Origin of the sequence: Microbacterium esteraromaticum (assembly GCF_014084045.1) — a bacterium.
Classification (GTDB): domain Bacteria; phylum Actinomycetota; class Actinomycetes; order Actinomycetales; family Microbacteriaceae; genus Microbacterium; species Microbacterium esteraromaticum_D.
Genome location: NZ_CP043732.1, coordinates 64,956 through 77,127 on the forward strand (window position 1 = coordinate 64,956; position 12,172 = coordinate 77,127).

At 69.6% G+C, this 12,172-nt stretch carries 13 protein-coding genes; 7 read left to right on the forward strand and 6 right to left on the reverse strand.

All coding sequences use genetic code 11. The features are described 5' to 3' along the window. Positions 1-8: 8 nt before the first annotated feature. The 3 genes from FVO59_RS16295 to FVO59_RS00335 are packed head-to-tail and all read right to left on the reverse strand — an operon-like array spanning position 9 to position 2,449. Positions 9-248, reverse strand: coding sequence for an N-acetylmuramic acid 6-phosphate etherase family protein (locus FVO59_RS16295; RefSeq protein ID WP_259363324.1), 240 nt, complete (start codon positions 246-248; stop codon positions 9-11). Then, positions 232-945: an N-acetylmuramic acid 6-phosphate etherase gene (locus FVO59_RS00330; RefSeq protein ID WP_259363325.1), complete on the reverse strand. Its 714-nt coding sequence runs from the start codon at positions 943-945 to the stop codon at positions 232-234. Before FVO59_RS00330 ends, FVO59_RS16295 begins: the two co-directional genes overlap by 17 nt. Positions 946-988: 43 nt before the next feature. Then, positions 989-2,449, reverse strand: a complete 1,461-nt coding sequence (locus FVO59_RS00335; protein WP_182253612.1) for a glycoside hydrolase family 3 protein — start codon at positions 2,447-2,449, stop codon at positions 989-991. Positions 2,450-2,534: 85 nt separating this feature from the next. On the opposite strand from FVO59_RS00335, the gene FVO59_RS00340 reads away from it, so the two are divergent. After that, positions 2,535-3,854: a nicotinate phosphoribosyltransferase gene (locus tag FVO59_RS00340; RefSeq protein ID WP_182253613.1), complete on the forward strand. Its 1,320-nt coding sequence runs from the start codon at positions 2,535-2,537 to the stop codon at positions 3,852-3,854. A 28-nt stretch (positions 3,855-3,882) separates the two neighbouring features. Here the strand turns inward: FVO59_RS00340 and FVO59_RS00345 are convergent, their stop codons facing one another. From FVO59_RS00345 to FVO59_RS16300, 3 genes are read right to left on the reverse strand one after another with little or no spacing between them, the layout of a single operon-like run. After that, the gene (locus tag FVO59_RS00345) at positions 3,883-4,149 is read right to left on the reverse strand and encodes a DUF3039 domain-containing protein (RefSeq protein ID WP_182253614.1); all 267 of its coding nucleotides are present in this window, start codon (positions 4,147-4,149) and stop codon (positions 3,883-3,885) included. 59 nt (positions 4,150-4,208) lie between these two features. After that, complete coding sequence (locus FVO59_RS00350; protein WP_182253615.1) at positions 4,209-5,774, reverse strand: hypothetical protein; 1,566 nt, start codon at positions 5,772-5,774, stop codon at positions 4,209-4,211. Then, positions 5,750-7,321, reverse strand: coding sequence for an ABC transporter ATP-binding protein (locus FVO59_RS16300; RefSeq protein WP_259363326.1), 1,572 nt, complete (start codon positions 7,319-7,321; stop codon positions 5,750-5,752). Before FVO59_RS16300 ends, FVO59_RS00350 begins: the two co-directional genes overlap by 25 nt. Between FVO59_RS16300 and FVO59_RS00360 the strand changes: the two genes are divergently transcribed. From FVO59_RS00360 to FVO59_RS00385, 6 genes are all read left to right on the forward strand, one after another. Next, positions 7,302-7,766 carry a hypothetical protein gene (locus FVO59_RS00360; protein ID WP_182253616.1) on the forward strand — a complete coding sequence of 155 codons (465 nt, stop codon included), beginning with the start codon at positions 7,302-7,304 and terminating at the stop codon, positions 7,764-7,766. The two genes, FVO59_RS16300 and FVO59_RS00360, sit on opposite strands and share 20 nt — an antisense overlap. Before the next feature lie 242 nt (positions 7,767-8,008). After that, a complete protein-coding gene (locus tag FVO59_RS00365) occupies positions 8,009-8,701 on the forward strand; it encodes a phosphocholine cytidylyltransferase family protein (RefSeq protein WP_182253617.1) in 693 nt (230 codons plus the stop codon). Between the two features lie 87 nt (positions 8,702-8,788). Next, positions 8,789-9,688: a hypothetical protein gene (locus FVO59_RS00370; RefSeq protein WP_182253618.1), complete on the forward strand. Its 900-nt coding sequence runs from the start codon at positions 8,789-8,791 to the stop codon at positions 9,686-9,688. A gap of 77 nt (positions 9,689-9,765) precedes the next feature. After that, the gene (locus FVO59_RS00375) at positions 9,766-10,071 is read left to right on the forward strand and encodes a hypothetical protein (protein WP_182253619.1); all 306 of its coding nucleotides are present in this window, start codon (positions 9,766-9,768) and stop codon (positions 10,069-10,071) included. A 218-nt stretch (positions 10,072-10,289) separates the two neighbouring features. After that, a complete protein-coding gene (locus FVO59_RS00380) occupies positions 10,290-11,879 on the forward strand; it encodes an acyl-CoA carboxylase subunit beta (protein WP_430736317.1) in 1,590 nt (529 codons plus the stop codon). Continuing rightward, positions 11,876-12,094 (forward strand): acyl-CoA carboxylase subunit epsilon, encoded by a 219-nt coding sequence (locus FVO59_RS00385; RefSeq protein WP_346265680.1) that lies wholly within the window; start codon positions 11,876-11,878, stop codon positions 12,092-12,094. Before FVO59_RS00380 ends, FVO59_RS00385 begins: the two co-directional genes overlap by 4 nt. The last annotated feature ends 78 nt before the right edge of the window (positions 12,095-12,172 follow it).

Consider the following 12,172-nt stretch of genomic DNA (forward strand, 5'->3'; position numbering starts at 1 on the left):
GCCCAAGCCTACTCGGCAGTGCGGTCGCCTCGGGTCACGGCGAGCGCCCGGCGCAGATTACCCCCTGAGCTCTCGAGCGCGGCGCGGGCGGTGGCGACGTCTACCCCTGTCTCGACGAGGACGATCGCGAGCTTGACCGACCCCTCTGCGGCGGCGAGCGCCTCGGTCGCCTGATCGGGCGTGCAGCCGGTCGCGTGCATGACGGTGCGCTCGGCGCGCGCCCGCAGCTTCTCATTGGTCGACTGCACGTCGACCAATGAGGTTGCCGTACACCTTGCCCGACTGCACCATCGCGACGGTCGAGATCGCGTTGAGCACGAGCTTCTGTGCGGTGCCTGCCTTGAGCCGGGTGGATCCTGCGACGACCTCGGGCCCGACGACGACCTCGATCGCGACATCGACGCCGTGCGAGATCTCGGAGTCGCGATTGCACGCGAGGCTCACGGTGAAGGCGCCCCGATCGCGTGCGGTGCGCAGCGCGCCGGCGACGTAGGGAGTGCGACCGGATGCCGAGATGCCGATGATCGCGTCATCCGGTCCGAGCTCGCTCGCAGCGACCGCGCCCGCCTCCGGGTCGTCCTCCGCGTTCTCGACGGCGTTGCGCAGCGCGTGCTCGCCCCCGGCGAGCACGCCGACCACGAGCGAGGGGTCGGTGCCGAAGGTGGGCGGGATCTCACTGGCATCCAGCACGCCCATCCGACCCGCTGTACCGGCTCCGATGTACACGAGCCGGCCGCCGCGGTGCAGCCGGGCGACGATCCCGTCGATCGCACGCGCGATGCTCTCGCGCTCCGCCGCGACGGCCTGCGCGGCGACGATCCCCTGCTCGGTCATGAGCGCGACCTGGTCGAGGGTGCTCAGCAGATCGAGGTCGGCGAACGCCGGGTCGACTCGCTCCGTCGACAGGGTCTCAAGGGTGGAGCGCAGCTCTTCGCGGTCTGACATGTCGGTTCTTCCTTCGGCGTGACGGCGGGATGGTCGAGGGTGCTCAGTTTCGCAGCAGTGCGCGCCGAGCGGCCCGGGCGGCGAGCAGGCTCGCGGCCGGTGACGAGACGACCGCTCCGGCGGCATCGGCGGGAAGCCCGACGTTCACCGCGACGATGGCGGGGGCGGTGGCGCGGATGTCATCGAGCGCCGCCCGCTGCGGGGAACCAGGGTCGACGCGGTCGACGAGCACGATGCTCTGCCCGTCGGCGGCGCGCCGTGCGGCCGCGTCCACCCCGACGCCGGATGCCGCGTCGAGACGGATGATCTCGCCGCCGGCGGCCAGAGCGAGCGCGACATGCGACGCCGCGCTGTCGACGGCGAGGCTCGACGCGCGTCGCAGATCGATCACGGTGGTCGGCTCGTCGGCGAACGCCGGGAGGTCTCCCTGCACCCGTACCGCCCTGTCGGCGATGGCCTCCGCGTCGAAGGGCGCATCCGTGCCCGCAGAGCGCCGGCGCACGGCACCCGCCATGCGAGCGACGCGGCGGGCTGCGTCCTCCACCCGCTCCAGGGCGAGCTCACCGCTGCGGATGGCAGCCACGATCGCGTCGCGTGCGACCAGGTAGTCGCGCTCGTCCTGATCCGGCAGCATCGCCGCACCCGGGTTCGTGGGGTTGCCGATGCACAGCAGGTCGGCTCCTGCGGCGAGGGCGCGCACAGCGCCTCCGCCGATGCCGAACAGCTCTCGGACCGCTGCCATGTCGAGAGCGTCGGTGACGATCACGCCGTCGAAGCCGTCGGCGCGCAGACGGCTCAGCACGTCGGGATTCAGCGTGGCCGGCAGGTCGCCCCAGTGCGGCGCGCAGATGTGCGCGGTCATGATCGAGAGTACGCCGGCACGGATGGCCGCGGTGAACGGCGGCAGGTGCTGCTCCTCGATCTCGTCCTGTGTGAGGGTGAGCGCGGGGAGGTCGTGGTGCGAGTCCGTGTGCGTGTCGCCGTGGCCGGGATAATGCTTGGCGCAGGCCGCGACACCCGCGCGCTGGATGCCGCGCACCGCCGCGGCCGTGTGACGCGAGACGAGGTCGGTGCTGTCACCGAAGGCGCGCACGCCGATCACCGGGTTGCGCGGGTCGGTGTTCACATCCGCCACGGGGCCGATCACCACGTCGGCGCCGATGCGGTCGACACGGCGGCCGATCTCGTACCCGGTCGCCTCGGTGGCATCCACATCGTCCACGACGCCCAGCTGCGCAGCGCCGGGAACCGTCGATCCCGTGCCGGTCTCGAGCCGGGTGACGCTGCCGCCCTCCTCGTCGATGCCGATCATCGCGAGCGGCGCGCGCCGGTGGATCTCCGCGCTCAGCGCCGCCGTGTCGCCGTCGAGGTTCTGCGCGAAGTAGACGACCCCTGCCAGCCCGTCGTCGAGAGCGGAGCCGAGCCACGACGGCACCTCGGATCCGAGGAAGCCGGGCCACAGCACGCCGTTCACGAGTCGGGTCAGCTCATCGCCCTGGGGCATGCGGGAATCCTCCATGATCGGGTCGGTGCGGGGTTCGGCTCCGCTGATCAGTATCCCGGATACGGCGCCTGGATACACTGGCCGGATGAGCTCCGCGTTCCTCACCGACCGCTACGAACTGACGATGCTCGCCGCGTCGCTGCGCGACGGCACCGCCGCCAGGCCGAGCGTGTTCGAGCTGTTCTCACGACGCCTCTCCGGCGGTCGACGGTTCGGCGTCGTCGCCGGCACCGGGCGCCTGCTGACGCTGCTGCGCGACTTCCGCTTCGGCGAAGACGAGCTGCGGTATCTGCGCGACCACGAGGTGGTGGATGCCGCGGCCGTGGCGTATCTCGAGAACTACCGCTTCACGGGAACGATCCGCGGCTACCGCGAGGGCGAGCTGTACTTCCCTGGCTCCCCCATCCTCACCGTCGAGGGCACCTTCGCCGACGCCGTCGTGCTCGAGACCCTCGCGCTGAGCGTGATGAACCACGACTCCGCCGTGGCAACCGCCGCCTCCAGGATGAGCATCGCAGCGGGTGAGCGCCCTCTCGCCGAGATGGGGTCGCGTCGTGCCGCCGAGCAGTCGGCGGTGTCCGCCGCACGCGCCGCATACATCGCGGGGTTCGGGTCGACGAGCAACCTCGAGGCAGGTCGGCAGTGGGGCATTCCCACGATGGGCACCGCCGCGCACTCGTGGACCCTGCTGCATGACAGCGAGGAGGACGCGTTCCGCTCGCAGATCGAGAGCCTGGGCACGGGGACGACGCTTCTCGTCGACACCTACGACATCGAGAAGGGTGTCGAGACCGCGATCCGCGTGGCGGGCACCGGCCTGGGCGGCGTGCGTCTCGACTCGGGCGACCTGCCGCTGGTGGCAGCCGCGGTGCGTCAGCAGCTGGACGAGCTGGGCGCCACCGAGACGAAGATCACCGTGACCAGTGACCTCGACGAGTACGCGATCGCCGCGCTGGCGGCCTCCCCCGTCGACTTCTACGGGGTCGGCACCTCGGTGGTCACGGGATCGGGCTACCCGACCGCGAGCATGGTCTACAAGCTCGTCGCCAGGCAGGATGCGGCCGGCGGCTGGGTCGCCGTGGCGAAGGCCTCCACCGACAAGGGGTCGAAGGGCGGGCGCAAGGCGGCCTTCCGCACCCTTGAAAGCGGCGTCGCAGTAGCCGAGACGGTGTCTGTGGCCGACGGCTTCGAGCAGGTAGACACTCCCGCCGAGCATCCGGATGCCCGCGCACTGCAGGTCGTGCTCGTCGACGGAGGGGAGATCGACGCCTCGTTCGAGGGCGCCGCAGGCACGGCATCCGCTCGCGAGCACCACCTGCGCGTGCGCGAGGAGCTGCCGGTGCGCGCACTGGCACTCAGCAAGTCGGATCCTGCGATCCCCACGCTCTTCGTCGACGCGCTCTAGCGGCCGTTCCTGAGCGCCCTTCGTCGCCTCAGGCGACCATGCTCTCGTAGATCTCCTTGCAGGTCGGGCAGATCGGGAACTTCTCCGGGTCGCGACCCGGGGTCCACTTCTTGCCGCAGAGGGCGCGCACCGGCTTGCCGGTGATCGCCGACTCGAGGATCTTGTCCTTCTTCACGTAATGAGAGAAGCGCTCGTGGTCGCCGGGCTCGAGATGCTCCTCGCGGAGGAGTTCTTCGAGCTCGCGATCAAGTGTTGCCACGCCACCCTGATCGGGGCTGTCCAGCGGAGTACTCATGCCGAGATTCTAGCCGCCGCCCCGCCTGTGCGGACCGGTTCCTCGTCGAGCGCACCCGATCAGGTGGTCTCGACGAACTCCATCAGTCGCTCGCCGCTGCGCTCGAACATGGCTGCGCCGATGGCGGCGCCGCCGACCAGCACGAGGACCCCGGTGATCACGCCCAGCCAGAACGTCGTCGGCGCATGCTGGTCTCCCTCTATGAGCGTCATCGAGAAGAGCCAGATGGTCGGCGCACTCGCGACCAGTGCGCCGACGAAGGTGAGCGCGGCGCCGTAAGAGCCGTGCGCCGACGAGCGCTGAGGCTGCTGGAACGGGCTGTCACCGGGTCGCGATACGGCGTACGGGGCGAGGACCGATGCGATGCTCGACATGCCGAGCCCGGAGAGCAGCAGAGCGGTCGTGACGCCGATCAGCGGCAGCATCAGATGCCAGTCCGCGATGACCGCGAGGGTCACCGAGATGCCGATCGCGAGCACGGGCAGCGCGACGATCAGCACGGGAACGAGCCTGCCGAATCGGTCGGGCAGTCCGCGGACGCCGCTGGCGATGTGCATCCACAGCGCGGTGGAGTCGTACGCCACGTCGTTGTGCGGCAGCCAGCCGAAGAACAGCGCCATGAGGGGGACGGGCACGAGGGCCGCGATCCACAGCGGGACTCCGGCGACGAGCAGCGGCAGAACGGTCAGCACGCCGGCGATGGGCACGACGAGCATGTTGACGATGTAGCGCCGGTCGCGCAGCCAGTACACGAGGCTGCGCGCCGCGATCGCGCCGAACGCGTTCGCGGGCAGCGAGCCGAACCAGCCGAGACCCGAGCGCTCACGCGTCGCGTAGGGGCGCTCGGACGCGGTGAGCAGCCGTCTGACGAGGATGTTCCAGAGCAGCAGCATCCCGCCGATCGTGGCGACCGCGACCACCCCGCTTGCCCAGGCCGCCCTCGTCTCGCCCGCCGCGACGTGGAAGAGGAACGCCTGCGGTGCTGCGAGCGGAGAGAACCCGACGATGCTCGTCGCGGTCTGCACGGCCGGTGGGACCTGGCCGTCCCAGCGCAGCGAGGCGAAGTAGGCGGCAACGGGGAAGGCGATCACGATGACCGGCAGCGCGAAGAGCACGGTGAGCTCACGCGAACGGCGCTCGGGCAGCAGGATCGCGCTGATCGCCATTCCTATGCGGGCGGCGAGTGCGATGGAGAGGACACCGATCACGCCGAAGAGCACGGCGGTCGGCCAGGGCACTCCGGCCCGAGCGACGACGACCACCACGCACGACATCACGGCGATCAGCGCGAGGCTGGGCACGCTGATCAGCGATGCCACCGCGAGGATCCACCCGAGCCGGCGTTCGTCGATGCCGAACGGCCAGAAGCGACGGGGATCGAGCTGATCCGGCGTGCCTGTCAGCATCGGGCCGATGAAGAACGCCAGCATCAGCGCGGCGGCGCCGAGCACGATCACCGTCTCGGCGGTCGGCAGCGGCGCCTCGCCCAGGCCGAGCACCGCGACGCAGACGGCCACGGTCGCGGCGGCGGATGCCAGCAGCGCGACCCCGGCGCGGATCGCGTGCTCTCCGCGCAGCGCGCCGACCAGCAGGGCAACCCTCAGTCGGAGAACGTGTGCAGCCACTCGAGGCCCTCCACTTCGCCGCCGGTGCCGGAGAGCTCGATGAACCGCTCGGTGAGGGTCTGACCTGCCCGGACCTCGTCGATGGTTCCCTCGGCGAGCACCTCGCCGCCCACGATCACGGCGACGCGCGAGCAGACCCGCTCGACGAGATCCATGCCGTGGCTGGACAGGATGACGGTGCCGCCGTGCGACACGTACGACCGGAGGATGTCGAGGATGACGCCGGACGAGACCGGATCAACGGCCTCGAAGGGCTCATCGAGCACGAGGACTCTCGGCGAGTGGATCAGCGCGCCCGCCAGCATGACCTTCTTCGTCATGCCGGCCGAGTAGTCGGACACCACCCGGCTGAGCGCCTCGCTGAGGTCGAAAGCGCGAGCGAGGTCTGCGGTGCGCTTCTCGATGACCGCGCGGTCGAGCCCCCGCAACTGACCGTAGTAGAGCAGCAGCTGGCGCCCGGTCAGCCGGTCGAAGGTGCGCAGTCTGTCGGGCAGCACCCCCATCACTCGCTTGGCGGCGAGCGGGTTCTCTCGCTGATCGATGCCGCTGATGTGCACGGTGCCGGCGTCAGGGCGCAGCAGGCCGGCGATGATCGACAGTGTCGTGGTCTTGCCCGCGCCGTTCGGCCCGACGAGACCGTAGAACGAGCCGGCTGGAACGGTGAGGTCGACGTCGTCGACGGCGTTCGTGTCTCCGAAGCGCTTCACCAGCCCGCGGATGCGGATCGCGTCGCGTCCGGCCGGCGCGCTCTCGTCCGTGGCCTGCTGATCGCTCGTCGCCGCCGGGTCGGGAAGATCGAGGGCGGGCGCTGCGGCGATCTCGTCGGCGGTCTGCGGGAGCTCGGCTGCGTCGGCGGTTGCGTCCGGTGGGGTCGTCGCGGCTTCCTCGACGCCGGCCTTCGCCTCGGTGGCCGCGTCGTCGACGATCGCCGCCGATGCGGCGGTACTGCTGCGCGGAGGCCGAGCCTCGGCGAGTTCGGCACTGTTCGAGGCGGCGACCGATCGGCGCGCCGGCTCGGAGTCGAGCGCAACGATCGCATCTGTGGTGATCGCCGGCGTCAGCGCAGTGACGTCGGCGGCGGTGTCATGCGCAGCCTCGGTCGACGCGGATGCCTGTGTCGTCTCGTTCGGCGTCGGCTGTGCTCCCTCACTGCGGGCAGCGGCGTCGGTCTTCGACGCGTCGCTCTTCGAGGCTGCGGCCTTCGAGTCCGTCTTGGAGCCCGTCGTCTTCGACGCAACGGTCTTCGCCCTGGCCGTCGTCTTCGCGGCCGTCGTCTTGGCCGCCGTCGTCTTGGCCGCCGTCGTCTTCGCGGCCGTCGTCTTCGCGGCGGTCGTCTTCGACGCCGTCGTCTTCGCGGCCGTCGTCTTCGACGCGGTGGTCTTGGCGGACGTGCTCTTGGCCTTCGATGCCGTGGACGTGGAGGCTGTGGACTCCGCGGCCGCGGTCGACTTCGCAGCGGTCGACGTGGCAGCCGTGGTCTTCGCAGCCGCCGTCTTGGCCGTGCCCTTCGCCGCAGCGGTCCTCGCCGTGGACGCGCGCTTCTTCACCGGCTTCGCAGCCTCCGCCGCCTCCGCCGCCGTCGCACCGGACTCCGGAGACTTCCTCGCCTCCGCCGCCGCCTTCTTCGCAGCCGCAGCCGCAGCGGCTGCCGCCTCCGCCTTCTTCGCCGTCTCCGTGCGCTTCGCGGCCGCCGTCTTCGCAGCAGTGCTGCGCGCCGCAGTGGCGCGGTTCGCCGTCTTCGCGGCGGCCGACGTGCTGGCGGCCTTCTTCACCGCGGCCGTTCGCCCGGCATCCGCCTGGGCCGCCTGCTTCGCCGCAGCGGTCTTCGCGGCCGCGGTCGACGCCGCCGCCTTCTTCACTGCCGCGGTCCGCGTCGCCGTCGCCGCGGCCCCCGACTTCCGCGGCGTGCGAGTGGGCTCCTTCCGCTCGGCAGGCGCCTCAGAGGCATCCGCGATCGAGTTCTGCGTGTCGTCGATTCGGGCGTCCTCTTGATCTCGCGGAGCAGTCACTCCTCTACGGTACCAACCGCCGCTGACAGCACCTCGGGCACCCGGAACGGGCGAATGCAAGCCCCTTGTGGCACGCTGGGAGAAACGTGTGGAATCGGTCACGAAAGGGCAACGGGTGCACCTCCGCCGGGGGTCTCCCAGCCGCGATCGGTACCATTGCGGAGGCACGAAGAGGTGTCCCGTCGGTGAACCGACAGTGAACACAGTTCTTTCTTAGGAGATTCCGTGACTCTTCAGACCGTCATCCTCGCAGCCGGCATGGGCTCGCGTCTGGGCCGCGCCCTGCCGAAGCCCCTCACCGAGCTCAGCGACGGCCGCACGATCATGGGCCAGCAGCACGACAACATCCGTGCGGCCTTCGGCAAGGCCGCCCGCATCACCACCGTCGTGGGCTATCGCGCCGAGACCATCATCGAGGCCTTCCCCGCCGCCAATTACGTGCACAACGAGCGCTACGACGTGACCAACACGTCCAAGAGCCTGCTGCGCGCTCTCGGCGCCACCGGCAAGGGCGGCGTGCTCTGGATGAACGGCGACGTCGTCTTCGACCCGCGCATCCTCGGCCGCGCCATCGAGTTCATCGACCGCGACCAGTCGTTCGTCACGGTCAACACCTCCAAGGTGAGTGACGAAGAGGTCAAGTACACCGTCACCGCCGAGGGCTACATCAACGAGCTGTCGAAGACGGTGAAGGGCGGTCTCGGCGAAGCCGTCGGGATCAACTACATCTCGTCGCGCGACAAGAAGGCGTTCATGCGCCAGCTGCAGCGGGTCGACGACCAGGACTACTTCGAGCGCGGCCTCGAGCTGGCGATCGCCGAGGACGGCCTGCTGCTCGAGCCGATGGACGTCTCCGACCTGTATGCGGTCGAGGTCGACTTCGCAGAGGACCTGGAGCGCGCGAACCTCTTCGTCTGAGCCGCGCGGCTCCGCCCGAAAGCCCCGCCCTGTCAAGGGGAGCGGGGCTTTCGGCATTCTCGCGGAACTCGTGCATAGGATCGGCGCATGCGTGAGAAGGTCCACAAGATCCACTCCCTCTCGGACGACTCCCCGTGGGACAAGCCCGTCCCGCCCGTCGGATCGACGGAGCATCCCTTCAGCGTGCGCAGTCTCGATCGGGTGATGGCCGTGCAGCGGCCGCTGGTCGTGGCGCACATCCGCAGCATCCGTCGTCGGCATCCCGATGCGACACCGGAGCGGATCGTGCAGATCCTCGAGGCGCGCTACCTCGCGGCGGTCACGGCGGGCGGGGCCGCGGTGGGAGCGACAGCGGTCGTGCCCGGCATCGGCACCGGTGTCACGCTGGCGCTGTCGGGCGTCGAGACCATCGGCTTCATGGAGTCGACCGCGCTGTTCGCCCAGTCTGTGGCCGAGGTGCACGGAATCGCCATCGAGAATCCTGAGCGGGCTCGCGCGCTGGTGATGACCCTCATGCTCGGCAAGGAGGGCGTCGATCTGGTCTCCCAGCTCGCGCGACAGGCGGCGGGCAAGGGCGGCACCCGCTCGTCGTACTGGGGAGAGATGGTCACCAAGTCGCTGCCGAGGGCGGCGATGGGACCGATCGTCGATCGGCTCAAGTCCGAGTTCATCCGGCAGTTCGCAGGGCGCGGAGGCGCCTCGTTCCTCGGCAAGGCGCTGCCGTTCGGGGTCGGCGCCGTCGTCGGCGGAGCCGGAAACCACCTCCTGGGGCGACGCGTGCTGACCACGTCGCGGAGGGCGTTCGGCGCGGCACCCGCGGCTCTGCCCGAGAACCTCGAGCCGACGCCGGGCAGCGAGAGGCTGGAGGCGCGGATGCTGAAGGGCGCGCGCTTCATCGGATCGAGACTGCGTCGCACACCCAGGGAAGTCGAGTCCGCCTCGACCGGCTCATCCTCGACTCCTCCGTCCTCCACAGACGAGGAGTGAACCGGAGTTATGCACAGATCGGGAGCCTCCCTCGCCGATCGCGCCAGAAGGTCTGAGCCCGTTCCTACGGTGGCGGCATGCCGCATCCCCTCGACCCCGCCCAGCCTGCTCCCCCAGTCGCCTACTGCGTGCCGTGGGTGATCATCCGGCGAGACCGTGCTCACCCCGTCATGCTCAACGCCGGCCGCGAGCCGGTCGATTTCGTGCGGGTCTTCCGTGACGACGTCGACCGTCGGCAGGTGATCGATCTGTGGGGGCAGGTGCTGCCGGGCGAGACGGTCGAGCTGTGTCTATGCGCCTCAGATCCTGATGAAGCGGTCGTGTCGATCGCGTGGTTCCGTCAGCGCGACGGGCTCGAGTACCTGTGGCGGTTCGTGGTGTGACGCCGGTGGAAGTCCACCTCACCCTGCTGGAGCAGCCCTCTCCCTCCCGCCCGCGCAGCTCGCGGCGGAAGTCAGCCTCGGTGTCGCGTCCGTGGCCGCGTCCCTCTTTGTCGCCACGTTCGCGTCGCGGGACGCCCACTGCAGATCCCAAAGGAACCACGATTCCGTTGTGGCAGGCATCCAACAGCAGAGCCGACCCCGACGCTAGTGTGGAATCCGTGACCGACAAGCCAGACCTCTCGACCACGGCCGCCAGGATCGCGGACCTCCGCAACCGCTTCAACGATGCGGTGGTCGAGCCCGAGAAGATCGCCAAGCAGAAGCAGCACGCCAAGGGCAAGATGACCGCCCGCGAGCGCATCGAGCTGCTGGTCGACACCGGCAGCTTCGTCGAGTTCGACGAGTACGTGCGCCACCGCACCACGGCCTTCGGCATGGACCGCAACCGCCCCTATGGCGACTCCGTCGTCACGGGAGTCGCGACCATCCACGGTCGTACGATCGCGGTGTACTCGCAGGACTTCACCACCTTCGGCGGCTCGCTCGGCGAGGTCGCGGGCGACAAGATCATCAAGATCATGCAGTTCGCGCTGCAGAACGGGATGCCCATCATCGGCATCCTCGACTCGGGTGGAGCCCGGATCCAGGAGGGCGTGCTCGCCCTCAGCAAGTACGGTGAGATCTTCCGCCACAACACCCGCTCGTCCGGCGTCATCCCTCAGATCTCGATCATCATGGGCCCCGCGGCCGGCGGTGCGGTCTACGGCCCCGCACTGACGGACTTCGTGATCATGGTCGACAAGACCAGCCAGATGTTCGTCACCGGACCCGACGTCATCAAGACCGTCACCGGCGAGGACGTCGGCATGGAGGAGCTCGGCGGCGCACTCACGCACAACACCCGCTCCGGCGTCGCGCACTACCTCGCCGAGGATGAGGACGACGCGCTCGACTACGCGCGCACCCTGCTCAGCTACCTGCCCGACAACAACATGGCCGAGATCCCCGCCTACGACTCGCTCTTCGAGTGGGAGACGACGGATGCCGATCAGGTGCTGAACAAGATCATCCCCGACTCCCCCAACCAGCCCTACGACATCCACACGGTCATCCAGCACGTCGTCGACGGGGGCGAGTTCCTCGAGGTGCAGCCGCTGTTCGCGCCGAACATCGTGATCGGCTTCGGTCGCGTGGAGGGGCGCTCGGTCGGCATCATCGCCAATCAGCCCTCGCAGATGGCCGGCACCCTCAATATCGAGGCCGGCGAGAAGGCCAGCCGATTCGTGCGCTTCTGCGACTCCTTCTCGATCCCCATCGTCACCCTGGTCGACGTTCCCGGCTACCTGCCGGGAACCGACCAGGAGTGGACGGGTGTCATCCGCCGCGGCGCCAAGCTGATCTACGCCTACGCCGAGGCGACCGTGCCGATGGTGACGGTGATCCTGCGCAAGGCATACGGCGGCGCCTACATCGTGATGGGCTCCAAGCAGCTCGGCGCCGACGTCAACCTCGCGTGGCCGACCGCCGAGATCGCCGTGATGGGCGGCCAGGGCGCCGTCAACATCCTCTACCGCGGGGAGATCAAGAAGGCTGAGGAGGCCGGCGAAGACGTCGCCGCCGTGCGCAGCCGCCTCGCCGCCGAGTACACCTACGGAGTCACGAGCCCGTTCCTCGCCGCCGAGCGCGGCGAGATCGACGGCATCATCGAGCCGTCCGGCACCCGCGTCGCCATCGCGAAGGCGCTGCGCGCCCTTCGCGGCAAGCGTGCCGAGCTGCCCCCCAAGAAGCACGGGAACATCCCGCTGTGAGCGAGGCCGACGAGACGCCGCGCATGGAGATCGTGCGCGGCAACCCCACCGAAGAAGAGCTCGCCGCGCTCATGGCCGTCGTGGCCGAGGCGTACTCGCACGAGTCCGCCGAGGCCGTCGCCGAGGTGCCGCGCGTCTCGGCCTGGCAGCTCACGAGACGCGGCATACGTCGTCCGCTGCGTCGCGACATCCCCTGGGGTCGCTACTCCGGCTGATCGGACGCGGCGAATCCTGGCCGAGCGGATGCCGGTGCTTCGGCGACCGGAGAAGCTTGTCCCCGAAATACCTACAGA

Excerpts from the sequence above, each read along its gene's own strand:
- FVO59_RS00340 (WP_182253613.1), top strand. The coding sequence starts at position 2,535 with ATGAGCTCCGCGTTCCTCACCGACCGCTACGAACTGACGATGCTCGCC.
- FVO59_RS00330 (WP_259363325.1), bottom strand. The coding sequence starts at position 945 with ATGTCAGACCGCGAAGAGCTGCGCTCCACCCTTGAGACCCTGTCGACG.
- FVO59_RS00335 (WP_182253612.1), bottom strand. The coding sequence starts at position 2,449 with ATGCCCCAGGGCGATGAGCTGACCCGACTCGTGAACGGCGTGCTGTGG.
- FVO59_RS00375 (WP_182253619.1), top strand. The coding sequence starts at position 9,766 with ATGCCGCATCCCCTCGACCCCGCCCAGCCTGCTCCCCCAGTCGCCTAC.
- FVO59_RS00345 (WP_182253614.1), bottom strand. The coding sequence starts at position 4,149 with ATGAGTACTCCGCTGGACAGCCCCGATCAGGGTGGCGTGGCAACACTT.
- FVO59_RS00370 (WP_182253618.1), top strand. The coding sequence starts at position 8,789 with ATGCGTGAGAAGGTCCACAAGATCCACTCCCTCTCGGACGACTCCCCG.